22 protein-coding genes are annotated in these 25238 nt (G+C 66.1%); 12 read left to right on the top strand and 10 right to left on the bottom strand.

Features of this window, described 5'->3' with window-relative positions:
• Window positions 1-50: 50 nt before the first annotated feature.
• Genes FG91_RS20030 through FG91_RS20020 form a run of 3 tightly spaced genes read right to left on the bottom strand, consistent with a single transcriptional unit; the run spans window position 51 to window position 4143 of the window.
• Entirely contained in the window at window positions 51-2225 is a 2175-nt protein-coding gene (locus FG91_RS20030; RefSeq protein ID WP_037518709.1) for an RNA degradosome polyphosphate kinase, read from the bottom strand.
• Complete coding sequence (locus FG91_RS20025) at window positions 2216-2872, bottom strand: HdaA/DnaA family protein (protein ID WP_037518707.1); 657 nt, start codon at window positions 2870-2872, stop codon at window positions 2216-2218. Before FG91_RS20025 ends, FG91_RS20030 begins: the two co-directional genes overlap by 10 nt.
• The gene (locus FG91_RS20020) at window positions 2872-4143 is read right to left on the bottom strand and encodes a hypothetical protein (RefSeq protein WP_037518705.1); all 1272 of its coding nucleotides are present in this window, start codon (window positions 4141-4143) and stop codon (window positions 2872-2874) included. The genes FG91_RS20025 and FG91_RS20020 overlap by 1 nt, the downstream gene beginning before the upstream one ends.
• An 85-nt stretch (window positions 4144-4228) precedes the next feature.
• On the opposite strand from FG91_RS20020, the gene purM reads away from it, so the two are divergent.
• Window positions 4229-5335 (top strand): phosphoribosylformylglycinamidine cyclo-ligase, encoded by a 1107-nt coding sequence (purM, locus tag FG91_RS20015; RefSeq protein WP_037518704.1) that lies wholly within the window; start codon window positions 4229-4231, stop codon window positions 5333-5335.
• Complete coding sequence (gene purN, locus FG91_RS20010) at window positions 5328-6278, top strand: phosphoribosylglycinamide formyltransferase (protein ID WP_037518702.1); 951 nt, start codon at window positions 5328-5330, stop codon at window positions 6276-6278. Before purM ends, purN begins: the two co-directional genes overlap by 8 nt.
• Before the next feature lie 57 nt (window positions 6279-6335).
• Here purN and ndk read toward each other — a convergent pair whose 3' ends face one another.
• From ndk to FG91_RS19990, 4 genes are all read right to left on the bottom strand, one after another.
• Window positions 6336-6758 (bottom strand): nucleoside-diphosphate kinase, encoded by a 423-nt coding sequence (ndk, locus tag FG91_RS20005; protein WP_037518700.1) that lies wholly within the window; start codon window positions 6756-6758, stop codon window positions 6336-6338.
• A 111-nt stretch (window positions 6759-6869) separates the two neighbouring features.
• The gene (locus tag FG91_RS20000) at window positions 6870-7331 is read right to left on the bottom strand and encodes a hypothetical protein (protein WP_152568193.1); all 462 of its coding nucleotides are present in this window, start codon (window positions 7329-7331) and stop codon (window positions 6870-6872) included.
• A 17-nt stretch (window positions 7332-7348) separates the two neighbouring features.
• A complete protein-coding gene (locus FG91_RS19995) occupies window positions 7349-7798 on the bottom strand; it encodes a DNA polymerase III subunit chi (RefSeq protein ID WP_037518694.1) in 450 nt (149 codons plus the stop codon).
• A 20-nt stretch (window positions 7799-7818) separates the two neighbouring features.
• Window positions 7819-9264 (bottom strand): leucyl aminopeptidase, encoded by a 1446-nt coding sequence (locus FG91_RS19990; RefSeq protein ID WP_037518692.1) that lies wholly within the window; start codon window positions 9262-9264, stop codon window positions 7819-7821.
• Window positions 9265-9397: 133 nt separating this feature from the next.
• On the opposite strand from FG91_RS19990, the gene FG91_RS19985 reads away from it, so the two are divergent.
• The 4 genes from FG91_RS19985 to rsmA all read left to right on the top strand — a co-directional run bounded on the left by FG91_RS19985 (window position 9398) and on the right by rsmA (window position 15036).
• A complete protein-coding gene (locus FG91_RS19985) occupies window positions 9398-11701 on the top strand; it encodes an LPS-assembly protein LptD (RefSeq protein WP_037518690.1) in 2304 nt (767 codons plus the stop codon).
• 134 nt (window positions 11702-11835) lie between these two features.
• Window positions 11836-13176 carry a peptidylprolyl isomerase gene (locus FG91_RS19980; protein WP_052187967.1) on the top strand — a complete coding sequence of 447 codons (1341 nt, stop codon included), beginning with the start codon at window positions 11836-11838 and terminating at the stop codon, window positions 13174-13176.
• Between the two features lie 4 nt (window positions 13177-13180).
• On the top strand, window positions 13181-14200 hold the full coding sequence (pdxA, locus tag FG91_RS19975; protein WP_037518687.1) for a 4-hydroxythreonine-4-phosphate dehydrogenase PdxA: 1020 nt from the start codon (window positions 13181-13183) through the stop codon (window positions 14198-14200).
• A 20-nt stretch (window positions 14201-14220) separates the two neighbouring features.
• Window positions 14221-15036, top strand: coding sequence for a 16S rRNA (adenine(1518)-N(6)/adenine(1519)-N(6))-dimethyltransferase RsmA (gene rsmA / locus FG91_RS19970; protein ID WP_037518684.1), 816 nt, complete (start codon window positions 14221-14223; stop codon window positions 15034-15036).
• A 2-nt stretch (window positions 15037-15038) separates the two neighbouring features.
• Here rsmA and FG91_RS19965 read toward each other — a convergent pair whose 3' ends face one another.
• From FG91_RS19965 to guaB, 3 genes are all read right to left on the bottom strand, one after another.
• Complete coding sequence (locus tag FG91_RS19965) at window positions 15039-15569, bottom strand: tetratricopeptide repeat protein (RefSeq protein ID WP_037519009.1); 531 nt, start codon at window positions 15567-15569, stop codon at window positions 15039-15041.
• 32 nt (window positions 15570-15601) lie between these two features.
• Window positions 15602-16792 (bottom strand): RsmB/NOP family class I SAM-dependent RNA methyltransferase, encoded by a 1191-nt coding sequence (locus FG91_RS19960; protein ID WP_037518682.1) that lies wholly within the window; start codon window positions 16790-16792, stop codon window positions 15602-15604.
• A gap of 111 nt (window positions 16793-16903) precedes the next feature.
• Window positions 16904-18361: an IMP dehydrogenase gene (guaB, locus tag FG91_RS19955; protein WP_037518679.1), complete on the bottom strand. Its 1458-nt coding sequence runs from the start codon at window positions 18359-18361 to the stop codon at window positions 16904-16906.
• A 258-nt stretch (window positions 18362-18619) separates the two neighbouring features.
• Here guaB and FG91_RS19950 point away from each other — a divergent pair, with 258 nt between their 5' ends.
• From FG91_RS19950 to FG91_RS19925, 6 genes are all read left to right on the top strand, one after another.
• Complete coding sequence (locus FG91_RS19950) at window positions 18620-19984, top strand: sugar MFS transporter (protein ID WP_081940700.1); 1365 nt, start codon at window positions 18620-18622, stop codon at window positions 19982-19984.
• Between the two features lie 19 nt (window positions 19985-20003).
• The gene (locus FG91_RS19945; RefSeq protein WP_037518675.1) at window positions 20004-21086 is read left to right on the top strand and encodes an ABC transporter ATP-binding protein; all 1083 of its coding nucleotides are present in this window, start codon (window positions 20004-20006) and stop codon (window positions 21084-21086) included.
• Between the two features lie 117 nt (window positions 21087-21203).
• Window positions 21204-22241, top strand: coding sequence for a LacI family DNA-binding transcriptional regulator (locus FG91_RS19940; protein ID WP_037518672.1), 1038 nt, complete (start codon window positions 21204-21206; stop codon window positions 22239-22241).
• A 16-nt stretch (window positions 22242-22257) separates the two neighbouring features.
• The gene (locus FG91_RS19935; RefSeq protein ID WP_235212114.1) at window positions 22258-23532 is read left to right on the top strand and encodes an extracellular solute-binding protein; all 1275 of its coding nucleotides are present in this window, start codon (window positions 22258-22260) and stop codon (window positions 23530-23532) included.
• A complete protein-coding gene (locus FG91_RS19930; protein WP_235212113.1) occupies window positions 23529-24425 on the top strand; it encodes a carbohydrate ABC transporter permease in 897 nt (298 codons plus the stop codon). Before FG91_RS19935 ends, FG91_RS19930 begins: the two co-directional genes overlap by 4 nt.
• Window positions 24422-25237: a carbohydrate ABC transporter permease gene (locus FG91_RS19925; RefSeq protein ID WP_052187966.1), complete on the top strand. Its 816-nt coding sequence runs from the start codon at window positions 24422-24424 to the stop codon at window positions 25235-25237. The genes FG91_RS19930 and FG91_RS19925 overlap by 4 nt, the downstream gene beginning before the upstream one ends.
• Window position 25238 lies beyond the last annotated feature (1 nt).

Here is a 25238-nt window from a genome sequence, read left to right as displayed (position 1 = left end):
GGCGGATCGACTGACCGCCTGTTTGGAGGAGCGCTGTGGGGTCAATTTGGTCAATCTTCGCGTACGTCGAAGGCGAGCGTCGGCACGTCCTGACGCTTGTGAAGCGCGGTGCCGCGGCCCGACAGTGACGGGTTGTTCATGAAATAATGGTGCAAGTTAAATGGCTTGTCGCCCGGAGCAACGCGTATCGAAGTGCCGTCGGGCTGAAGAATCCAGCTTTGTTCATTGTCGATCAGGTTCGCGACGAGCACCTGGTCCAATATCTGGTCGTGGACGGTCGGATTTTCGATCGGGATCATATATTCGACACGGCGGTCGAAGTTGCGCGGCATCCAGTCGGCGCTGCTGATATAGAGTTTCGCCGCCCGATGCGGCAGCGGCGCGCCGTTCGCGAAGGCCCAGACGCGGCTGTGTTCGAGGAAGCGCCCGACCACCGATTTGACGCGGATCGTTTCGGACAGCCCCGGAACGTCGGGGCGCAGGCAGCAGATGCCGCGCACGATCAGCTCGATCGGCACGCCCGCGGCGCTCGCCTCGTAAAGCTTGTCGATGATGTCGGGATCGACGAGGCTGTTCATCTTGGCCCACACGCCCGACGGCAGCCCCGCCTTCGCCGCCGCCGTCTCGGCGTCGATCAGTTCGGACAGATGCGTGCGCATATTGAGCGGCGACATGGTGATGAGGTCGAGCCGTTCGGGTTCGACATAGCCGGTGATATAGTTGAACAGCTGCGCCGCGTCGCGACCCGCGCGCGGGTCGGCGGTAAAGAAGCTCAAATCGGTATAGATGCGCGCGGTCACCGGGTGATAATTGCCCGTGCCGAAGTGGCAATAGGTGCGATACCCCTGCCCCTCGCGGCGGACGACCATCGAGATTTTGGCGTGCGTCTTCCACTCAATGAAGCCGTAGACGACCTGTACGCCGGCGCGTTCGAGCTGGTTCGCCCAGAGCAGATTCTGCTCCTCGTCGAAGCGCGCCTTGAGTTCGACGACCGCGGTCACCGACTTGCCCGCCTCGGCCGCCTCGATCAGCGCGCGGATGACCGGCGACTGGTTGCCCGCGCGGTAGAGCGTCTGCTTGATCGCGACGACGTCGGGATCGGCGGCCGCCTGCCGCAGGAAGGAGAGGACGACGTCGAAACTCTCATACGGATGATGGACGACGATGTCCTTTGAGCGGATCGCCGCGAAACAGTCGCCGCCATGTTCGCGGATCCGTTCGGGGAAACGCGCCGAATAGGCCGGAAATTTGAGGTCGGGCCGGTCGACATCGACGAGCGCCGACAGCGCCGCAAGCCCGATAAAGCCGCCGATCTTGGCAACGATCGCCTCGTGCCCCTGAATATCGGCGTTGAGCACTTCGGCGATTTCGCCGGGCATGTCAGCTTCGAGTTCGAGCAGGATGACGCGGCCGCGGCGACGGCGGCGGATCGCGGTGCGGAACAGGCGGACGAGATCCTCGGCCTCTTCCTCAAGCTCGATATCGCTGTCGCGGATGATGCGGAAGACACCGAGCGAGCGGATGGTGAAACCGGGGAACAGGAGGTCGCCGAAAATCTCGATCAGATATTCGATCGGTACGAACGCGCCCGGCTGCCCCGGCACCGGCACGAAGCGCGCGAGCGAGGAAGGGATCATCACCAGTTCGCGGATCGTCTCACCCGTCGCCTTGCGCTGAAGGTCGAAGATGACGCCGAGGCCGCGGTTCGGGATGAAGGGAAAGGGATGCGCCGGATCGAGCACCTGCGGCGTCAGGATCGGGAAAATCTGGTCGATGAAATATTGGCGGAGCGCGGTGCGCAGCGCCTCCTTATCCGACCCCGTGCCGTGGACGACAATGCCCTGTTCGCCGAGCTGGCGGTGGAGCAATTGCCATTCGCTCTGCTGCTGGTCGACGAGGCGGTTCACCTCGGCCTCGATCTCGGCAAGCTGCTGCCCCGGCGAGCGGCCGTCGGCCGAAGGGTCGTCGATCCCCTGAAGCTGCTGCCCCTTCAGCCCCGCGACGCGGACCATGAAGAATTCGTCGAGGTTGCTGCCCGAGATCGACAGGAAGCGGAGACGTTCGAGCAAGGGATGCGCAGGGTTGCGCGCTTCTTCCATCACCCGGCGGTTGAAGGCGAGCCAGGAGAGTTCGCGGTTGAAGAAGCGTTCGGGGCCAAAGCTGGGCGGCGTCGCCGCGGTATCGGCATCATTGTCTGCGCGTAAGGGGCCGCCGGTTATCGACATGTCGCGTCATCCTGTCGTTCGAGCAAATCGGGATCGATGAGCCCCTGTGACAGTAATGTTTCACGCGTAAGACGAATACTAATGCCGCCGCCCTTTTCGAGCGACGCGGCGTCGAGCGCGCCGACGATGCGGTGGATCATCGCATAGCTGCGTTCCATGCGCGGCACGATATAGGAGGCGACGCCGGGCGCAAGCGCCATGCCGCGCTGCGCGAACAGCGCTTCGATCAGGTCGCGCGCGAGGCAGTCGTCGGGATCGCCGATCGTCAGCACGGGTACGGCCGCAAGGCGCGAACGAAGGTCGGGCAGCGCGACATTCCAGTCCGACGGTGGCGCATCGGCGATGATCAGCAACGGCGAGCCGCTGGCCTGCGCGGCGTTCCACGCGTGGAAAATCTCTTCTTCCGATACGCTGTCATGGCCGTCGATGACCTTCCCGCCGGTGTCGCGCGCGAAGAGGCGGCCCATCAGGCTGCGCCCCGAACCGCGCGGTCCGGTGAGCACCGCGGTACGGACGGGCCAGGTGGCGACATGGCGCAGATAGCGCACGGCATCGGCGTTGCTGGTGCCGACGATCAGCGGACCGTCGTTCGACCCGCCTGCGCTCCAGTCGAGCGGCAGGGCGATCTGTCCCGGTGCGCGCGCCATCAGCGGCTGATCCTGAGCTGGCCGCCGCCTTCCTGCACCTTGAACCCGCGTGCGGCGAGCGCCGCACTGAGCGCGGCGAGGTCACCCCGGAAACTGACGCGCATCACCGAGGTGCCGCCGAGCGCGAGGCTGGTGGTCGAGGCCGACTGGACGCCCGCGGCGCCCGCGACGGCACGTTCGGTCGCGGTGACCGAATCGACGTCGGGCGAACTGTACTGGACGGTGAAGCTCTGCACGCCGGGCGCAGCCGTCGTCGGCACGCTGGCGTCGATTTCGCTGGGCAGCACCTCTTCGTCAGTCGCGGCCTCTTCGGGCAGGTCTTCCTTCTCGACGGGCTTTTCGAGCACGAGATAGGTGTCGGTGCGCAGCACACCTGCCGCCAGCGCGTCAATATAGATGCGGTCCATCCGTGCGACCGCCTTTTCCATCATGTCGGGGAGCGCCGCGGGGCTGGGGCCCGTCATCGTGAAGCTGGAGATCAGCTTGCTGTCCGGGCCGAACCGCGCGGTGAAATAGCCTTTGATCGGGCCGCCGGGATAGGAATATTCGACGCGCGCGATCGGCGTCAGCACGTCGGCGGCGCCATATTGATCGAGGATCACGCGCCACCAGACGCGGCCGCGGCGGCCGGTCTGCCCCGCGTTGATCAGCAAGGTATCGGCGCCGGTGCCCGCGGTGCGGACATAATCGATCGCGCTCTGCCCCGTATTATATTCGGCCCACGCGCGCTGCCAGGCGCTGCGCTGTTCGAACACCTGCGGGATGCCGTCGATCGAATAGACGGGGATGACGAGCAAGGGCGGCGAACGGAGCGTGCGGCCGCTGACGCCGAGAATCTGCCCCGCGCGCACGCGGTCGAACTGGACGCCGAGCCGCGCGACATAGCGGCGCGGGCCGATCTGTTCTTCCTCGACGACGATCGCGGTCACGATTCCGTCGAGCACCGAATCGCCGAGTTTGGGGCCGTCGCTGCCATTCAATTTGCGATAGAGCTGGGTCCAGGCCAGGCGCTGCGCCTCGCGCCAGCCCTTGGTCCGCGCATCGTCGGCATTGTCGCCGGTGACATCGACCATGATGCCGCTCGTAAGGAAATCACCGCTGCTGTTGATCGGGGTGATGCCGCGATTGCCGCGGGTGATCTGGCCATCGACGATGCCGGCGAGCAGAATCGCGAAGAAAAGGCCGAAAAGAGCGGCCCAGCGCCAATCGCGGCCACGCAGGGCGTCGAAGGCGAAGGTGGGAGCGAAGCGGGGGAAAGCAGCCGAAATCATATCTTCTCTATGCTTTGCCCAAAAGCGCGGGCCCCGACAAGGAAATCATGGCATTTGTCGGCCGGAAGCGTTAGTCGCGCGGGCCATGGATTCCAAGCACAACCAACCCGGCTCCTACACTTATGCGCAGGCCGGCGTATCGATCGAGACCGGCAATGCGCTGGTCCGTGCCATTGCTCCGCTCGCCCGTGCGACGCGCCGACCCGGCGCCGACGCCGATCTTGGCGGCTTTGGCGGCTTTTTCGACCTGAAGGCGGCGGGGTTCAACGATCCTTTGCTCGTCGCGGCGAACGACGGGGTGGGCACCAAGCTCAAGCTCGCCATCGAATCGGGCAAGCATGACGGGGTCGGGATCGACCTGGTCGCGATGTGCGCGAACGACCTGATCGTGCAGGGCGCCGAGCCGCTGTTTTTCCTCGATTATTATGCCACCGGCAAGCTCGATAACGATGTCGCGACCGAAGTCGTCGCGAGCATCGCCGAGGGCTGCAAACAGGCCGGGTGCGCGCTGATCGGCGGCGAAACCGCCGAGATGCCGGGCATGTATTCGGACGGCGATTACGACCTTGCGGGCTTCTGCGTCGGCGCGGTCGAGCGCGACCAGGTGTTGACCGCCGACAAGGTCGCGGCGGGCGATGTGATTCTCGGCCTCGCTTCGTCGGGCGTGCATTCGAACGGCTTCTCACTCGTCCGCCGCCTCGCCGCCGACAAGGGGTGGAAGCTCGATCGCCCTGCGCTGTTCGACCAGACCATCCTGCTGATCGACGCCCTGATGGCGCCGACGCGCATCTATGTGAAGAGCCTGCTCCCGCTCGTGAAGACCGGCAAAATCCATGCGCTCGCACATATCACCGGCGGCGGGCTGCTCGAGAATATCCCGCGCATCCTGCCCAAGACGCTGCACGCGCATGTCGATGCCGATGCATGGGAACAGCCGCGACTGATGGCGTTCCTGCAGGCGCAGGGCAATATCGAGCCCGAGGAAATGGCGCGCACCTTCAACTGCGGGATTGGCATGGCGGTCGTCGTTGCTGCGGGCGATGTCGCCGAGGTGACCGCGGCACTCGAAGCCGCGGGCGAGACGGTGTTCCGCATCGGCCATATCGCCGAGGGCGAAAAGGGCTGCACCGTGACGGGCAGCGCCGAAACGTGGAGCGCGATGGGGGCATGGAGCGCCACGCATAATGGCTAAAGCGCGTGTCGCGGTCCTGATTTCGGGCGCCGGCACCAATATGGCGGCGCTGCTCTACGCCGCGAAAGCCGCCGACTGCCCCTATGAACTGGTGTTCGTCGGCAGCAACGACCCCGGCGCGCCGGGGCTGAAGATTGCCGAGGCCGAAGGCATCGCGACGTGGGGATTGTCGCACAAGGGCATGAACCGCGATGCGTTCGACGCGCTGGTCGACGAGCAATTGCGCGCGGCGGGCGCTGAATTCGTCGCGCTCGCCGGCTATATGCGCATCCTTTCGGATGATTTCGTCGGCCGCTGGACGGGCAAGATGATCAACATCCACCCGAGCCTGCTGCCGCTTTACAAGGGGCTGAACACGCACCAGCAGGCCATCGAGGCAGACGATAAATTCGGCGGGTGCAGCGTCCATATCGTGACGCCGGGCGTCGACGAGGGTCCGGTGCTCGCGCAGACGCCGGTCGCGATCCTGCCCGGCGACACAGTCGAAACGCTGGCGCGGCGGGTGCAGTTCGCCGAGCATCAGCTCTACCCCGCCACGCTCGCCGCGTTCGTGACGCGCGAGCGGTCGCCCGACTATCTGCGCGGCCGCGTGCGCGAACTCGCGATGGCGCTGCCCGAGGCCGACGAGGTGGTGTCGCACGGCATGCCGTGCTTCGGCATCGTGAAAGGCAAGAAATTCGCCTATTTCACCGAGGATCATCATGGCGACGGCAAGGTCGCGATCCTGGTGAAGATCAGCGGCGGCGACGAACAGGCGGCGCTGATCGAACTCGACGAAGAGCGCTATTACCGCCCCGCCTATTTCGGCGACGGCTGGGTCGGCATTCGCCTCGACCTTGGCGACACCGACTGGGACGCGATCGGCGAATGGCTGCGCAAGAGTTGGCTGTCAGTGGCGCCGAAGAAGCTCGCGGGGTTGATGGGCGTCGCGGACGAATTCTAATGAAAAAGGCCGCCGGATCGCTCCGGCGGCCTCTTCAATTTTGCTGTGCCCTCGGGCTTAGCCGACGATTTCTTCGGGCTTGAAGAAATAGGCGATTTCGATCGCCGCATTCTCGTCGCTGTCCGAACCGTGGACGGTGTTCGCTTCGATGCTTTCAGCGAGTTCCTTGCGGATCGTGCCGGGAGCGGCGTCCTTGGGGTTGGTGGCGCCCATGATGTCGCGGTTCGCCTGCATCGCGTTCTCGCCTTCGAGGACCTGGACGACGACGGGGCCGCTGATCATGAAATCGACGAGTTCGCCGAAGAAGGGGCGTTCCTTGTGGACCGCGTAGAAGCCTTCGGCCTGTTCGCGGCTCATGTGGATACGCTTCGAGGCGACGACGCGGAGGCCGGCGTCTTCGAGCATCTTGGTGACGGCGCCGGTGATGTTGCGACGCGTGGCGTCGGGCTTGATGATCGAAAAGGTGCGAGTGACCGCCATGGGGGAAGCTCCTGTGTTATTATGGTCTGCGATGCGCGCGCCTCTAGCGGCGCTTTTGCAGCGCCGCAAGGTGGAAGGCCGCGGATGCTGCTGAACCGTGACAGCTTGCTGCTATTTCCCCATCACCGCGCCCATGACGCGATCGCCCGACTGGATGATGGTGAATTTCACATTGTCACCCGATCCATCGGGCCGGTCAGCCACGAAGATCGTTGTGCTGCCTCCCTCGACCTGACCGGTGATCTTCATTCCCTGCGCTTCGGCCTGCTTCCGGAAATGCGCCATGACGTCGGCCACCTTGGCCTCGACCTCGAAACTCGCGACGGTACCGCCGTCGCTGACCGAGGCCGAGAAGTTTCTGGCCGGCCTCGACCCCGGATAGGGCGAGAAGCCCTTGGGGTATTGCTGGTTATCGGCACCGATCTTCACGGAGCTTTGGCTGTCTTCCATGGGCCGGTACGCAACGGGTCCACCGGCTGACCGACCGTCGAGGCCATCGTTTGTAACGACCTGATCGTCGCCGCTACTGCAAGCCATCAGCAGCAGCGCCGCGACCGAAACCAATTCTCGCATTTCGTTTCCCCCGATATTTACGGCCCTTCGGACCAGCGGCCGTTTTCGTCCTGTTTCCAGAAGCGGTTGTCGACGTCGTCGCGCGCCGCCAGCGTACGCCAGAGCGCGCGCGCGTCGTCGATGCGGCTGTTGTCGAAGAGCAGGAAGATACGTTCGAAGCCGAGCGCCTCCTCGCGCCATTCGCCGTCGGCGAGCGCGACGAGTGTCGCGCGGTTGGGCGGTGACGGGTCGAGCGTGCCCGCGATCAGGATCGGCTCGATCTCCTCGTCGGGCGAGCCCGCGTGCCCGTGCGGCAGAAAGCTCGCCGGGGTCAGCGTCCACAGCGCCTCGTCGATCGCCTGGCGCTGCATCGCGGGCGCGGCGACGATCAGCAGGCGGTCACCGTTCGCCAATATCCGCGTCGCGAGCGCGGGGAGCACCCGTTCGACCGGGTCGCGGGTCAGCCGGTAAAAGTCGACGCGCGCCATGCTCCCCTGCCCCGTTTCGTTCAGCCTTCGTGGTTGGCGGCGATGTAGCGGTCGAGCAGGCGCACGCCGTAGCCGGTCGCACCCTTCGCCCACACCGGGCCGTCCTTGTCGGCCCACGCCATGCCCGCGATGTCGAGATGCGCCCAGGCGACACCTTCGTCGACGAAGCGCTTGAGGAACTGCGCCGCGGTGATCGAGCCGCCCTCGCGCGGGCCGATATTCTTCATGTCGGCGATCGGGCTGTCGATCAGCTTGTCGTAGGCGGGTGACAGCGGGAAGCGCCACAGCTTGTTGTTGCTGGCCTCGCCAGCGGCGAGCAGGTCGGCGGCGAGCTTGTCGTCATTGGCGAAGATGCCCGCATATTCATGGCCGAGCGAAATCACCATCGCGCCGGTCAACGTCGCGAGATCGACGATCACCTTGGGATTATAGGCGCTTTGCGCCCAGCTGATCGCATCGCAGAGGACGAGGCGGCCCTCGGCGTCGGTGTTGAGCACCTCGACCGTCTGACCCGACATGGTGGTCACGATGTCGCCGGGGCGCATCGCATTGCCGTCGGGCATGTTTTCGACGAGGCCAACGACGCCGACGACGTTCGCCTTCGCCTTGCGGCCCGCGATCGCCTTCATCGCGCCCGCGACGGCGCCCGCACCGCCCATGTCCCACTTCATCATGTCCATGCCCGCGCCCGGCTTCAGGCTGATCCCGCCGGTATCGAAGGTGACGCCCTTGCCGATGAAGACGACGGGGGCATCGCCCGCGTTGCCGCCGTTCCAGCGCATCGCGAGCAGCCGCGGCGGACGGGTCGAACCCTGCGCGACGCCGAGCAGCGCGCCCATGCCGAGCGCCTTCATCTGGCGTTCGTCGAGCACTTCGAGTTCGACGCCGAGGTCCGCAAGATGCTGGCAGCGCTCGACGAAGCTTTCGGGATAGAGGATGTTCGGCGGTTCGGCGACAAGCGTCTGGGTCAGCGCCACGCCGTCGGCAATCGCTTCATTTTCGGCCCAGCGGCCGGACAGATCGCCGTGCGGCGACGCGATCGTCACCGTCTTCAGGCTCGGCTTCGCCTTGTCGGTGAGGCGCGTGCGATAGGTATCGAGGCGCCAGTTGCGCAGGCGCGCGCCCATCGCAAAGGCGAGGACATCGTCGGCGTCGCTCTGCCCTGCGCTCGCGAAATCGACGTGGACCGCGGTCGCGCCGCTCGTCTGCAGCTTTGCCGTCAACGCCGCGCCACCGCGCTCAAAATCCTGCTCGCTGCCCTCGCCGACCCCGACGAGCAGCAGGCGCTTCGCCTGCTCGCCATCGATCGCCGCGGTCTCGGCAATCGCGCCCGCGGCGCCGTCGAAGCGTGCCTGCGCCGCCGCGGCGCCGAGCAATGCGCCGAGCGCGCCCGCCTCGCCCTTGCGGACCGGAAATGCGACGACGTCGGCAGACGCATCGATTTGCGCGACAAACTGAATGTCCATGCCTTAACTTTCTTATGCGATGATTGATTGGAACGTGGCGGACCGATAGGGGTTTCGCTTGCGAGTTGCAAAAACAAAGCTGCCGGTCCAAGCCGGGTGGACGCTAAATAAGGTGCGGGACAAAGATATCAAAATGAGCTGGGCTTTGTTCCAACAAGCAGCGCGCGCACGGCCGTTCTGGCTGGCGACGGCGAGCGGCGCGGCCTTGGCCGCGTGCCCCGTGCTGGCCCAGACCGAAGCGAATCCGGCCCAGCCGGAAGAGATGGTGGGCAAGCCCGACCTGCAGACGCCCGACGTCGTCCCGACCACCACCGATGCGCCCGCGGTCAAGGACGAAGACCAGATCGGTTTCGCCGCCGATAACCTCAATTACGACAGCGACACCGAAGTCGTCGTTGCCGAGGGCAATGTCCAGATGAACCGCGAAGCGATCGAGATGCGCTCCGACAAGGTCACCTGGAACCGGAAGACGGGCCAGGTCTTCGCCGAGGGCAATGTCGTCATCAAAAACCCCGAAGGCGACACCGCCTATGGCGACAAGATCGAGCTGACCGACAGCTTGCGCGACGGCGTGGTCGAGAATCTGCTTGTCGTGCTCGACAATGGATCACGCCTCGCCGCGATCAAGGGCACGCGCTTCGACAATGGCAATATCGAGCTGGAGAACGCGGCTTACACCCCCTGCCCCGTCGAGGATGACGAAGGCTGTCCCAAGAACCCGAGCTGGCAGATTCGTGCGGTCCGCGTGCTGTACGACCGGGCGAAGAACAAGGTGCGTTACAAGGGCGCGCGCGTCGAGATTTTCGGCCTGCCGCTGATTCCGCTCCCCGGTCTCAGCCATTCGATCAACAACGAGCCGAGCAGCGGCATATTGGTTCCCGAAATCCGGCTCGACCGCAGCAACGGGTTCGAAATCGCGGTTCCCTATTATCTGCGGCTCGCGTCGGACCGCGACATCACGATCACCCCGCATGTCTACACCAGCGCGGCCCCGATGTTGGAAGGCGAGTTCCGCGCGCTGACCGATATCGGATCGTTCCGCATCAACGGCTATGCGACCTATGGCTCGCTGGTCCCGCTGACCGGCGAGGATCCCGACAGCGAAAAGCGCTTTCGCGGCTATCTCGAGAGCGCGGGAAAATTCCAGTTCGACCCGCGTTGGAGCCTGACCTATTCGGGCCGCATCGCGACCGACCGAACCTTCATGCGCCGCTATGATATCAGCCGCGACGACCGGCTGCGCTCGACCTTCGAGCTTGAGCGGATCGGGGGCAATTCATATCTGTCGATCGCCGGCTGGGCGACGCAGACGCTGCGCCGCAACGACGAACAGGGTCAGCAGCCGATCGCGCTGCCGATCATCGATTATCGCCAGCGGCTTGCCGATCCGATCTTTGGCGGCCAGTTCGAGCTGCAGCTCAACACGCTCGCGATCGGCCGCACCGCGGGCCAGGACACGCAGCGCGCCTTTGCCGGCGCGCGCTGGGATTTGCGCGGGCTGACGGGGCTGGGGCAGGAAGTGACGCTGACCGCGTTGGTGCGCGGCGACGTCTATCACAGCGACGAGAATCTGCTGACCGCCATCCCCGGTTATCGCGGCAAATCCGGCTGGCAGGCGCGCGCGATCGCCGCGGTCGCGGCCGACATGCGCTGGCCCTTCATCGGTGAATTCGCGGGCGGCACGCAGACGCTGACCCCGCGCGTCCAGCTCGTCGCCACCCCGCCGATCGAGAATATCGACATCCCGAACGAGGATTCGCGTGCCTTCGATCTCGAAGACAGCAATTTGTTCGCGATCAACCGCTTCAACGGCCATGACCGGTTCGAGGACGGCGCCCGCATCACCTACGGCGTCGAATGGAATTACAGCCGGCCGGGCTTCAACATCAGCAGCGTCGTCGGCCAGAGCTATCGCCTGTCGGACAAGCCCAGCCTGTTTCCCGACGGCACCGGGCTGACCGACCGGACCTCGGACATCGTCGGACGCACGACGGTTGCCTATCGCGATTTCCTGCGCCTGACCCACCGCTACCGGCTCGACAAGGATAATTTCGCGATCCGCCGCAACGAATTCGACGCGACGATCGGCAGCCGCTCGACCTATGCCATGCTCGGCTATTCGCGGCTCAACCGCGACATCCTGCTGCTCGGCGAGGATTTGCAGGACCGCGAGGAGGTGCGCGCCGGCGGCCGCGTCGCGTTCGCGAAGCACTGGTCGGTCTTCGGGTCGGCGATCGTCGATCTGACGCAGCAGACCGACGATCCGCTCAGCAGCGCCGACGGCTTCGAACCGATTCGCCACCGTCTGGGCGTCGCCTATGACGATGAGTGCCTGTCGATCGCGCTGACCTGGCGGCGCGACTATGCCGACACCGGCGACGCGAAGCGCGGCAACAGCTTCTCGTTCCGCATCGCATTCCGCAACCTCGGGTTCTGACGCCGTTCGCTCAGCCTAGGTTCAGCGTCTGCGGCCTATGTCCCGCCATCAAACGGTCTATATGGCGGATTGCGCTGGACCATCGGGCGTTTCCGCTGATACGGAGCGTCCGGACTTTCTCGAATAGGGTAAAGATGACCAAATTTTCGACCATGACCGGCCTGATCGCGCTGGCTGCCGTTGGCGTAACGCCCGTGCTGGCCCAGACCGTTGCAGACAGTGACGTTCCGACGACCAGCCTCAACATCCCGGGCAATGTGCAGCTTTTCGGCGATGCCAAGCCGAACGTCTATCGCCCTTCCGCCACCGTGAATGGCGAAATCATCACCGCGACCGATATCGAGCAGCGCATGGCGCTGATCCGCATCGCCAATAACAATGCCGAACTGCCGCCGGAGGAAGTCCAACGGCTGCGCAGCCAGGTGTTCAGCAATCTGATCGACGAAAAGCTGCAGATTCAGGAAGCCAAGGCAGCCGAGATCACGATCGACGAGAATGTCGTAAACCAGCAGTTCGCCCGCCTCGCCACGCGTTTCAAGCAGACGCCCGAGCAGTTTTCGACCTATCTTACGTCGAAAGGCTCGTCGGCAGCGGCGGTAAAGCAGCAGATCCGCGGCGAATTCGCCTGGGACCGCCTGTTGTCGCGTAACATCCAGTCGACGACCAACGTGTCGACCGAAGAGGTCAAGATCGTCGCCGACCAGATGACCGGAACCAAGGGTCAGGACGAATTCCACCTCGGCGAAATCTATCTGTCATCGACCCCTGAAACCGCCGCGGCGGTGACCGAAAATGCCAAGAAGATCATCCAGGCGTTGCAGGCGGGCGGCAGCTTTGCCGCCTATGCGCGCCAGTTTTCGGAAGCCTCGACCGCCGTCGTCGGCGGCGATCTGGGCTGGGTAAAGGCCGGGCAGCTGCCCGGATCGATGGGCGAAGCGGCCACGCAGATGGCGCCGGGCCAGCTCGTCGGCCCGATCGAGGTTCCGGGCGGTATTTCGATCATGCTGATGATCGACCGGCGCCAGGTGCTGACCGCCGATCCGCGCGACGCGATCCTCAGCCTCAAGCAGATTTCGCTCGATTTCCCGGCGGGCACGACGCCGGCGAAGGCTTCCGAACTGGCGGGCCAGTTTGCCGAAAAGACGCGCGGCATCGCCGGTTGCGGCGCGGCCGACGCCGTGGCGCAGAGCCTTGGCGCCACCGTCGTGTCGCGCGACAATATCGAGATGCGCGCGCTGCCGGCGCCGCTGCAAGCGACGCTGGCCAGCCTGCAGATCGGGCAGACGACGCAGCCGTTCGGCGCGGCGAACGAGGGCGTCAGTGTCCTCGTGCTCTGCGGCCGCGACATGCCGCAGACCGCGACCGCGCCGAACCTCGAGCAGATCGAACAGAAATTGCTGGAAGACAAGGTCAACAAGCGGGCCCAGCGCTATCTGCGCGACCTGCGCCGGGATGCCGTGATCGAATATAGCTGACCCTATGCCTGATTTCAGCAATCGACAGCCGATCGCGGTTACCATGGGTGACCCGGCCGGCGTCGGCCCCGAAGTCACGGCCCGCGCATGGGCCGCGCGCCGCGAACACAACCTGCCCCCCTTTGTCGCCATCGGCGATGCGGCGGCGATCACCGCCGTCTGGGACGGCCCGGTCGCGCGCGTCGGCGACATGGACGAGGTGGTGCGGGCCTTTGGCGATGCCCTGCCCGTCTGGCATCTGGAGGATAGCGGCCCGCTGACCCCCGGCGTACCGACCCCGGCGGGGGCAACCTGCGCGCTCCATGCGCTCGAGACGGGGATCGGGCTGACCCGCAACCAGGCGAGCTCGGCGCTCGTCACGGGTTCGGTGTCAAAATATGCGCTGCACGGCATCGGCTATACGCATCCTGGACAGACCGAATTCATCGCCGAACGCTGCGGCGTCACCGCGACCAATGCCGTGATGATGCTGGCGGGCCCCAGCCTGCGCGTCGTGCCGCTGACGGTGCATATCCCGCTGTCCGAAGTGCCCGAGCGGCTCACCGTCGAGCTCATCGTCGCCAAGGCGCGGATCGTCGCGCGCGGGCTCAAGCGCGATTTCGGAATCGACGCGCCGCGCATCGCGCTCGCCGGGCTCAACCCGCACGCGGGCGAGAGCGGGCAATTGGGCAGCGAGGAAGAGCGCATCATGGCGCCCGCGGTCGCGCAGCTGGCCGACGAAGGGATCATCGTCGACGGCCCGCTCGCCGCCGACGGGCTGTTCGCACCCGCCATTCGCGCGAATTATGATGCGCTGCTCTGCCCTTATCACGACCAGGCGCTGACCCCGTTCAAGGCGCTGCATTTCCACGACGGGGTCAACCTGACGCTCGGCCTGCCGATCATCCGCACCTCGCCCGACCATGGCACGGCGTTCAACATCGCGGGCACCGGCACCGCCGACCCGGGGCCGACGATCGCGGCGATCGCGATGGCCGCCCAGCTCGCCGCGGCGCGCGAGCGCAGCTACGCGCCGGCGAAGTGACGGCCCGACCCGCGCCCCCATTGCCGCCGCTGCGCGAGACGGTCCGCGCGCACGGCCTGTCGGCGAGCAAGGCGCTGGGACAGAATTTCCTGTTCGACGAGCAATTGCTCGATCGCATCGCGGCGATCCCCGGCGATCTGGACGGCGCCACGGTGTTCGAGGTAGGTCCCGGCCCCGGCGGCCTGACGCGCGCCCTGCTGCGCGCGGGCGCGAAAGTGATCGCGGTCGAACGCGACGACCGCTGCCTGCCGCTGCTCGCCGAACTCGGCGAGGCGTTTCCGGGGCAGCTGAAGGTGATCGCCGACGATGCGATGGCGGTCGATGTCGACGCGCTGACCGGCGGCGCGCCCTATCATATCGTCGCCAACCTGCCCTATAATGTCGGCACGGCGCTGTTCACGCGCTGGCTGGAACCCGCACAATGGCCGCCGCGCTGGCTGTCGCTGACGCTGATGTTCCAGCTCGAGGTCGCCGAGCGGATTGTCGCGCCGGTCGGGACCGACGCATACGGGCGGCTCGCGGTGCTCGCACAATGGCGCTCGACCGCGAAGATCGCGATGAAGGTCCACCGCTCGGCATTCACTCCGCCGCCGAAGGTGATGTCGGCGATCGTCCATGTGACGCCGGCCGACCAGCCCGAAGGCGTCGCTCCGAAACTGCTGTCGAAGCTCACCGAAAAGGGATTCGGCCAGCGGCGCAAGATGCTGCGGCAGAGCCTGAAGGGCGTCGAGGGCGCGGTTGCCGCCGCCGAGGCGCTGGGGATCGAGCCGACGCGGCGGGCGGAAACGGTCAGCGTTGCCGAATGGGTCGCACTGGCGCGCGCGCTCGGCGCCTAGTTTTAGTTCTTGCTGCTGGTCGCGCCCACGGTCGCGACAACGGGCTTCGGCACCAGCACTTCGGCGGCGACGACGCGCTTTGATGCGCTCGATGCGATCGTCTTTTCGAGCGCCGCGACCTGCGGGCATTTGTCGCTGCACACGCGCTGCGCCTCGGCCAGCTTTTCGCGCGCGAGTTCGAGCGCGCCCTTGTCGGCGAGCGCTTCGCCCTGCCCGGTCAGCGCGACGATGTCGTTGGGTTCGAGGACAAGCGCCTCGCGATAAAGGCCGATCGCCTTGCCCGGCAGTCCTTGCGCGCGGGCGACCTGCGCCAGCGCGATGATCGCCGACCGATTGCGCGGGTCGGCGGCGAGCGCCGATTCGTAAAAACCGATGGCGGCGTCGAGATCGCCGGCTTCCTGCGCCTTGTGACCGTCTTGCTGGAGCGCGATCGAGCGGGGGAAGATGTCGTTATCGGCGCGTTGCGCATCGGACGCTGTGGGCAGGCTGGCGAGGATCAAACCCGCCGAAAGAGCCAGAAAGCCGACACGCATCGCATTCTCCCATCGCTTCATTGCAGGCGATGCTAACATGGCGCCGTCAGTCGTGCGAGAAAAAATCCGTCGCAGCCGTCGTGGCCCGGAGTCATCAGATAGCCCGCCCCCGCGGCGCGTCCGACGCCATCGGGAAGATAGCCGTCGTCGGCCGTCCAGCCGGGATGCCGGTTCAGAAAATCGTCCACCTGTGCCCGCCCCTCGCGCGTGATGATCGAGCAAACAGCATAGAGAAGTTTGCCGCCCGGCGCCACAAGATCGGCGCCGATGTCCATCAGCTTCGCCTGTTCGGCGACATGACGGTCGAGCCGCGCGGGGGTCGAGCGCCAGCGCAGTTCGGGGCTGCGCCGCCAGGTGCCGCTGCCCGAACAGGGCGCATCGACGATGACGCGATCGGCCTTGCCCATCCGGTCGGCGAGCATCGCGCGTTCCTGCCCCGGGTTGAGCAGCAGCGTTTCGATCGCCGTTGCGCCCGCGCGGTCCGCGCGTGGCGGCAATTGCTGAAGCCGCGCGCGATTGGTGTCGCAGGCGAGGATCGCGGCTTCGTCGCCCGTCGCCGAAGCGATCGCGAGCGTCTTGCCGCCGGCGCCGGCACACAGATCGATGACCACCTGCCCGGCTTCAGCGTCAAGCGCGGCGGCGGCATATTGGCTCGCGGCGTCCTGCACCTCGAACTGACCCTCGGCGTAGGAGGCATGCTGGACCGCCGCGGTTTCACCGGGCAGGCGCCAGCCGTCGGCAAGGCCGGCAATCGCTTCGCCATCCGGAAAGATCAGCGCGAGTTCGTCGCGGCTCGAGCGCAGCCGGTTCGCGCGCAGGTCGAGCGGCGCCCGCACCAGCATCGCCTCGCGCTCCGCCTTTCCGACCAGCGGGTCGAAGAGTTTCATCAGTGCGGTGGTGGCGATCCCGGTTTCGGCGCGCGGTTCATCGGCCGAAATGGCTGCCGGGCCATAGGGTGCGCCATCGAACAGCGCGGCGAGTTCGGGGTCGGCATCGGCAAGCGCAAGCATCGCGGCGCGGCCCGAGGCCGGCACCGACCGCACGCTGCGGATCGCATCATAGACATGGTTGCGGATCGCGCGGCGATCCTTCGATCCGGCATAACGGCGCGCGCGCATCGCCTCGGCAAAAATCGCGTCGGCAGGTGCCCCGCCGTCCCGCGCGGAGGTGGCGATGACGTCGAGGATTTCGATAGCGGTCTGGACGCGCGCAGCGGGGGTCATAAATTCAACCTTTCTTCCCCGTCATTGCGAGGAGCGAAGCGACGAAAACATCCAGTGCGGTGCTATCCGCTCTGGATTGCTTCGCTACGCTCGCGATGACGACGGGGCAGATTACCCCGCCGGATAGTTCGGTGCTTCGCGCGTGATCGCGACGTCGTGGACATGGCTTTCGCGCAGGCCCGCGTTGGTGATCCGCACGAATTTCGCGCGCTCGCGGAAATCCTTGAGCGTGCGGCTGCCGGTATAGCCCATCGCCGCCTTCACGCCGCCGACCATCTGGTGGATCACGTCCTTGGCGGGGCCCTTGAACGGAACCTGGCCCTCGATGCCCTCGGGGACCAGCTTCATCTGGTCCTTGATGTCCTGCTGGAAATAGCGGTCGGCCGATCCGCGCGCCATCGCGCCGACGCTGCCCATGCCGCGATAGCTTTTATAAGTGCGGCCCTGATAGAGGAAGGTTTCGCCCGGCGCCTCGGCGGTGCCCGCGAGCATCGAGCCGACCATCACGCTCGACGCGCCCGCCGCCAAAGCCTTCGCGATGTCGCCCGAGGTGCGCAGGCCGCCGTCGGCGATCACCGGCACGCCGAGCTTCGACGCCGCCTCGACGCTGTCGAGGATCGCGGTGAGCTGCGGCACGCCGACGCCGGCGACGATGCGCGTCGTGCAGATCGAACCGGGGCCGATGCCGACCTTCACGCCGTCGGCGCCCGCGTCGATCAGCGCCTTGGTCGCATCGCCGGTGGCGACATTGCCCGCCAGGATCTGAACGCGGTTCGACAGCTTCTTGATCGCCTCGACCGTCTGGCCGACCATCTTGCTGTGGCCGTGCGCGGTGTCGACGACGATCAGGTCGCATTCGGCGTCGAGCAAGGCTTCGGCGCGTTCGATCCCCGTCGGGCCGGTGTTGGTCGCTGCCGCAACGCGGAGGCGGCCGCTGCTATCCTTCGTCGCGTCGGGGAAATTGACCGCCTTTTCCATGTCCTTGACGGTGATCAGGCCGATGCAATGATAATCATCGTCGACGACGAGCAGCTTTTCGATGCGGCGCTGGTGCAGCAGCTTGCGCGCCTCGTCCTGCCCGACCCCGGCACGCACCGTCGCGAGATTTTCGGCGGTCATCAACTCGCGCACCGGCTGGCCGGGGTTGTCAGCGAAGCGGACATCGCGGTTGGTGAGGATGCCAACGAGCTTGCCGCCCGTTTCAACGACCGGGATGCCCGAGATCCGGTGCTGGTCCATCAGCGCGATCGCATAGGACAGCGGCGCGTCGGGGGTAATGGTGATCGGGTTGACGATCATGCCGCTTTCGAAGCGTTTGACCTGACGCACAGCGGCGGCCTGTTCCTCGATCGTCAGATTGCGGTGGAGGACGCCGATGCCGCCGATCTGCGCCATCAGGATCGCCATGTCGGCCTCGGTCACCGTGTCCATCGCCGAGGAGAGGATCGGGATGTTGAGGCTGATTTCGCTGGTGAGCTGGGTCGACAGGTTCGCGTCCGACGGCAGGATATCCGACGCGCCGGGCACCAGCAGCACATCGTCGAAGGTGAGGCCGGTGATGATTTCCATGGGTGCCACTTTCTGGTGCGGGCGGCGCCTGTCCCGGTTTTCGGGCGGCACGCGCGATTCGTTTGGTGGCGGCCCATGTAACCAGTCGCGCGCGAGCGCGCCAGTGGGTGACGAACGATTATTTCGCGTGGCGCGGGATCATCGGCGGAGACATGTGAATGGGAGGCAAGGGTCACAAAAATGTAACCGGTTGCATTGCCTCGGACCGCTCGTTAGACCGCTGCGCATAACATAGTTTCGGCGAAGAGGATATTGCGGATGAACGTGCCCAGCCAGGCGGCCACCCATAGCGGTGGTCGCTCGAATGCCATGGCGGCCTTTGCCGCGGTGACCGTGCTCTTCTTCGCCTGGGGCTTCATCACCTCGCTGATCGATCCGCTCGTCGCCGCGGTGAAAGGCATCTTCACGCTGAGCGACGCCGAGGCGCAGCTGTCGGCGTCGGCCTTCTTCATCGCCTATGGCCTGATGTCCTTTCCCGCCGCCGCGCTGATCGCGCGTTTTCATTCGGTGCCATCGATCCTGACCGCGCTATCGACGATGGTCGTCGGCTGCCTCGTCATGCTCGCCGCGGCAAACCTCGCTATTTATCCGCTCGTGCTGGCGGGCCTCTTCATCCTCGCGAGCGGCATCACCATCCTGCAGGTCGCGGCGAACCCGCTCGCGGCGGCGCTGGGCGATCCGAAGCGCAGCCATTTCCGCCTGACCTTCAGCCAGACGTTCAACAGCTTCGGCACCTTCCTCGGCCCGCTGATCGGCGCGCACCTGTTCCTCGAGGGCGTCGAGGTCAAGGAGGGCACGGTGGTCACCGAGGCGGTGCGCGCGCAGGCGCTCGCTGGGATCGATTCGGCCTATTTCTGGATATGCGGGCTGATCGCCGCGCTCCTGCTGTTCTTCTGGGTCAGCCGGCGGATCGTCAACGAAGCCGTCCCGCCCGCGCCGATCGGCGAGCGCGCCGGAATGGGCGAGCTGATCCGCGAAGCCTTTTCGTCACGCTGGGCGCTGCTCGGGGGCCTCGCGATCTTCCTCTATGTCGGCGCCGAGGTTGCGATCGGCACGCAAATGGCGTTGTTTCTCAACAGCGACGCGATCTGGGGGCAGTCGGACGCCGCCTTCGGCACGTTCGGCTGGATCATGGGCAATGACGGCGTCCCCGGCGTGTCGCTGCAAGAGGCCGGCAAGGCCGTCGCGCTTTACTGGGGCGGCGCGATGGTCGGCCGCGCAATCGGATCGGTCCTGCTCGCGCGCTACTCGGCGTCGAAGATGCTTGCGGTCTTTACCGCCATCGCCGCACTGCTCTGCCTCTATATCGTCCTTGTCGGCGGCGTGACGGCGGGCTTCGTCGTGCTGTCGATCGGCCTTTTCAATTCGATCATGTTTCCGGTGATCTTCACCCTGACGCTCGAACGCTCGACCGCGCGTGCCGAAGCGACGTCGGGGCTGCTCTGCACCGCGATCGTCGGCGGGGCGGTGATCCCCTATTTCATCGGGCTGTTGTCGGGCGCGGTCGGCTATACCGCCGCGCTGATCCTGCCCGCCGCCTGCTATGTCGCCCTGTGCGTCTTCGCCATCGCTGCCGGGCGGGCGCCAGCCCGGCAGGCGAGCGCGGGCGTGACCGTTCACTGAGGGCTGGAGAGCGAGGACCATGGCCGGACTGTCGATCCAGGGCGCACGCAAGAGCTTCGGCACTACCGAGGTGCTGAAGGGCGTGTCGATCGACGTCGCCGACGGCGAATTCACGGTGATCGTCGGCCCATCGGGGTGCGGCAAGTCGACGCTGCTCCGGGCCGTTGCGGGGCTCGAAGAGCTGACCGGCGGAAGCATCGTCATCGGCGACCGCGACGTGACCAGCCTGCCGCCGTCGGAGCGCGGCATCGCGATGGTGTTCCAATCCTACGCGCTTTACCCGCATCTGACGGTGCGCGAGAATATGGCGTTCGGCTTGAAGATCGCGAAGGCGGCGAAGAGCGAGATCGACGATGCCGTGCGCCGCGCGGCGGAGATATTGAACATCGAGGCGCTGCTCGATCGCAAGCCCGCCGCGCTGTCGGGCGGGCAGCGGCAGCGCGTCGCGATCGGGCGTGCGATTGTGCGCCAGCCGCAGATTTTCCTGTTCGACGAGCCGCTGTCCAACCTCGACGCCGATTTGCGGGTGCGGATGCGATACGAATTCGCCAGCCTGCACCGCCAGCTCGGCACGACGACGCTGTACGTCACGCACGATCAGGTCGAGGCGATGACGCTCGCCGACCGGATCATCGTGCTGCGCGACGGACGGATCGAGCAGGTCGGCACTCCGCGCGAACTCTATGAGCGGCCGGCGAATATCTTCGTCGCGCAATTCCTCGGCACGCCGCGGATGAACATCCTGCCTGCGACCATCGGCACGGATGGTCGCGGGGCGCTGGAAGACGGGCGGAGCATCGCCCTGCCCCCGCTCGCGGCGGCGCTGGGGGCGGGAACACCGCTCTCGATCGGTATCCGGCCCGAGGATATCGCGATCGGCAACGCGCCGGACGCGCTGCCTTTCACGATCCGCTTTATCGAGCGGCTGGGCGGGCTCGCGACGCTGCATCTGGGCGGACGCGAGGGTGACGAGCCGATCGCGTGCCAGCTGCGCGACGACGGCAACCTCGACGAAGGCGACACGGTCTTGGCCTCGCTGCCGCCCGCGCATCTGCACCTGTTCGGCGCCGATGGTCAGGCGCTCCGGACGGTGGGGGAATGACCTTGCATTTTGCTCGTGTAACCGGTTACGGTATGACGGTTTCCGCGCCCGGCATGGATAAAAAAACAGAGTCGCAACAGCGGCTTGGCGCCATATGAGGGAAAGGGGCCCGACGACATGGCTACATTGAGGGACGTCGCCCGCGAAGCGGGGGTTTCGGTGGCGACGGCATCGCGGGCGATCAACGGGCTCGGCAACGTCACGGCACCGACAAAGGCCGCGGTGATGGCGGCAGTCAAGAAACTGAACTTCGTACCCCATAGCGGCGCGCGCAGCCTGACACGGCGCAAGACCGACACCGTCGGCGTCATCCTGCCCGACCTGTTCGGCGAATTCTTCTCCGAAATCATCCGCGGCATCGACCTGGTCGCGCATGAATCGGGCATGCACCTGCTGCTCGGCAACATGCACGGCAGCACGCACGAGACCGCCGCCGCGATCGCGGCGATGCGCGGGCGCGTCGACGGGCTGCTGGTGATGCCGCCCGACCTGAAGCCCGAGCTGCTGGCCGACTATCTCGACCCCGCGCTCCCGACGGTACTGCTCAATTATGATGCGGGGTCGCTCGACCTGCCGTTTGTCGCGGTCGACAATTATCACGGCGCCTATGCGATGACCGAGGCGCTGCTCGCGCGCGGCGCGCGGCAGGTCGTCCATATCGCGGGGCCGAAGCACAACCGCGACGCGCGCGACCGCCAGCGCGGCTTTGCCGATGCGATGGCGAAGATCGCGAAGATTTCGAACCCCGCGATCCTGCCCGGCGATTTTTCGGAAGAAAGCGGCGTGAAAGCCGCACAGCTGCTTGTGCAGGGACAATTGCCGGCCGACGCGGTATTCGCCGCGAACGACCAGATGGCGGTCGGGTTGATCGCGGGGCTGGCCGAGGCGGGCAAGTCGGTGCCGGGGGACGTCATGGTCGCGGGCTTCGACGATATCCCGCTCGCGCGGCACCTCAATCCGTCGCTGTCGACGATGCAGGTCCATATCGACCGGTTGGGATCGACCGCGATGATGATGTTGCTGCGCATCCTGCGCGGCGAAACGCTGGGCGGCGCGAGCGCGACGATCCTGACCCCGACGCTGGTTGCGCGGGGAACCACGGGCGGGGCGGCGATCCCTGCGGCCGTTGCCGCGGCGGGAGCCTTGCCGACATGACGCAGCCGGCGCGGCCATGCCTATGCAGCTGACGCGGCGCCATCTGACGGGCGCGCTCGCGGCGCTGCCCCTTGCTTCGCTGCTGACCGGCTGCGGCGCGCGCGGCGACGCCGCACTGACCCTCTGGGCGATGGGTAATGAGGCCGCGAGCCTGCCCGAACTGCTGAAAACGATCGACTGGCCCGCGAGCGCACCGCCGATCACGATCCAGCCGCTGCCGTGGAGCGCCGCGCACGAAAAATTGCTCACCGGCTTTGCGGGCGGGTCGCTGCCCACGGTGGGCCAGGTCGGCAACAGCTGGATCGCCGAACTGGCGGCGATCGGTGCGATCGCGCCGGTTCCCGATCGCGCGCTCGGGCTGCTCGACGACCAGTTCGGCGCGGTGGTCGAAACCAACCGCATCGCGGGACTGGCGTGGGCGATCCCCTGGTATGTCGACACGCGCCTGCAATTTTATCGCAAGGACCTGTTCGCGCGCGCCGGATATGATGCGCCGCCGGCCGACTGGGCCGGATGGAAGACCGCACTGCACAAGGTGAAGCGGCAGGCCGGCGCGGGCAATTACGCGCTGCTCTACCCGCTCAACGAATATGAGCAGCTGACGACGCTCGCGCTGTCGGCGGGGGCGCGGATGCTGCGCGACGACGGCGCGCGCGGTGCCTTTTCGGACCCCGAGTTCAAGGCGGCGCTGGCGTTCTACAAATCCTTGTTCGACGAGGGGCTGGCGCCGCTGGTCTCGTCGGCCCAGATTTCGAATGTGTGGGACGAGTTTGCGAAAGGCTATTTCAGCCTGTTCCTGTCGGGCCCGTGGACGATCGGCGATTTGAAGACCCGCCTCGCCCCCGCGATGCAGGGCAATTGGGCGACCGCGCCGAACCCCGGCCCCACCGGCCTCGGATCGGCGGCGCCGGGCGGATCGAGCCTCGTCGTATTCGCAGGCAACGACGATGGCGATGCGGCATGGGATCTGGTGTCGCGGCTGATGGCACCCGCCGCGCAGCTCAAATTCCAGCAACTCACCGGCGACCTTCCCGCGCGGCGGTCGGTCTGGGCGAAAGCCGGGCTCGCGGACGACCCGATCGTCGCCCCCTTCGCAACGCAGCTCGACCATGCGACCCCGCTGCCCAAGGTGCCCGAATGGGAGCGCATCGTCACCGAGATGCAGATCGTCGCCGAGCGCATGGTGCGCGGCCAGTACAGCGTCGATGAGGCGGCGAAGGAGATCGACGTCCGCGCCGACCGCCTGCTCGAAAAGCGGCGCTGGATGCTCGACAAAGGGCGCGCGCGGTGAGCGCGGCCGGACGAGCGAGCGAAGCGCGCGCGGGCTGGGCGATGTCATCGCCCGCGCTCGCCGCGATCATCCTCTTCTTCGTCCTGCCGGCGATCGCCTCGCTGTTCCTGAGCTTCACCGATTTCGACATCTATGCGCTCGCCGACATCGGAAACCTCCGCTTCGTCGGGCTCGCCAACTACGCGCGCCTGATCGAAAATCCGCTGTTCTGGAAAGCGATGACGAACACCTTGCTGTTCGTCGCGGCCGGCACGCCCCTCATCGTCGCGCTGTCGCTGTTCGCGGCGATGCTCGTCAATTCGCGCTGGCTGAAATGGCGTCCCGTGTGGCGCGTCGCGCTCTTCGCACCCTATGTGACCACGCTCGTCGCGACCGCGGTGGTGTGGCGCTACTTGCTCCACACGCGCTACGGCCTGATCAACTATCTGCTCTCCTTCTTCGGCGTGCCGCCGATCGACTGGCTCGGCGATCCGCATGCGTCGCTGCCCGCGATCCTGATCTTCGTCGGGTGGAAGACCTTCGGCTATAATATGATCATCTTCCTCGCCGCGCTGCAGACGGTGCCGCGCGAGCTGGACGAGGCGGCGCGGATCGACGGCGCGGGCTGGTTCACGCGGCTGCGCCACGTCACCCTGCCCGCGATCGCCCCGACGGTGCTGCTCGTCTCGGTGCTGACCATCGCGGGCATGTTCCAGCTGTTCGCGGAACCCTATGTGATGACGCAGGGCGGCCCCGCCCAGTCGACCGTCACCATCCTCTATTTCATGTATGAGGAGGGGTTCAAATGGTGGAATCTCGGCTCGGGCGCGGCGGTCGCCTTCCTGCTCTTCCTCTGCATCCTCGCGGTTACGCTCGTGCAACTCAGGCTCGCCAAACGGAGCGGCGCGATATGAGTCTGCGTCGCTGGTCCGTCACGCTGTTCGCCGCGCTCGTTGCGCTGGTCACGATCGCGCCGCTGCTCTGGATGGTCTCGGTCAGCTTCATGGTACGCGGCGAGGCGGCGCAATTCCCGCCGCCCCTGTGGCCCGCGAACCCCACGCTCGAAAATTATCGCCTGCTGTTCGGCACTTTCGGGGTCGGGCGTTTCCTGCTCAACAGTGTGCTGATCTCGACGCTGGCGACGGGCCTTGCGCTGCTCTTTACCATCCCTGCGGGCTATGCCTTCGCCAAGCTGCGGTTCAAGGGGCGCGACGCGATCTTCCGCATGCTCGTCGCCGCGCTCGTCGTGCCGGGACAGGTCGGGATGCTGCCGCTGTTCCTCGAACTGAAGGCGATGGGGCTGGTCAATAGCTATGCGGGCGCGCTGGTGCCGTGGCTGGCGGGCATCTTCGGCATCTTCCTCGTCCGCCAATATTGCCTGTCGATACCTGACGAGATGCTCGAGGCGGCGCGCATCGACGGCGCGAGCGAGGGGCAGATATTGCGCCGGATCGTGCTGCCGATCCTGACCCCGATCATCGTCACGCTTGCGGTCTATGTTTTCCTGTCGAGCTGGAACGATTTCATGTGGCCGCTGATTATCCTCGCCGATCAGGATCTTGTCACGCTGCCCGTCGCGCTCGCGGTGAACAGCCGGCAGAATGTGCAGGATTACGAGATCATGATGGCCGGCGCGGTCGTCACCACCCTCCCCGTTCTCATCCTCTTTCTCGCGCTCCAGCGCTATTATCTGAGCGGGCTTCTGACCGGGAGCGTGAAGGGATGAC

Source organism: Sphingopyxis sp. LC81 (genome assembly GCF_000756375.1).
GTDB lineage: Bacteria > Pseudomonadota > Alphaproteobacteria > Sphingomonadales > Sphingomonadaceae > Sphingopyxis.
This window is presented reverse-complemented; position numbering and strand designations above follow the sequence as displayed.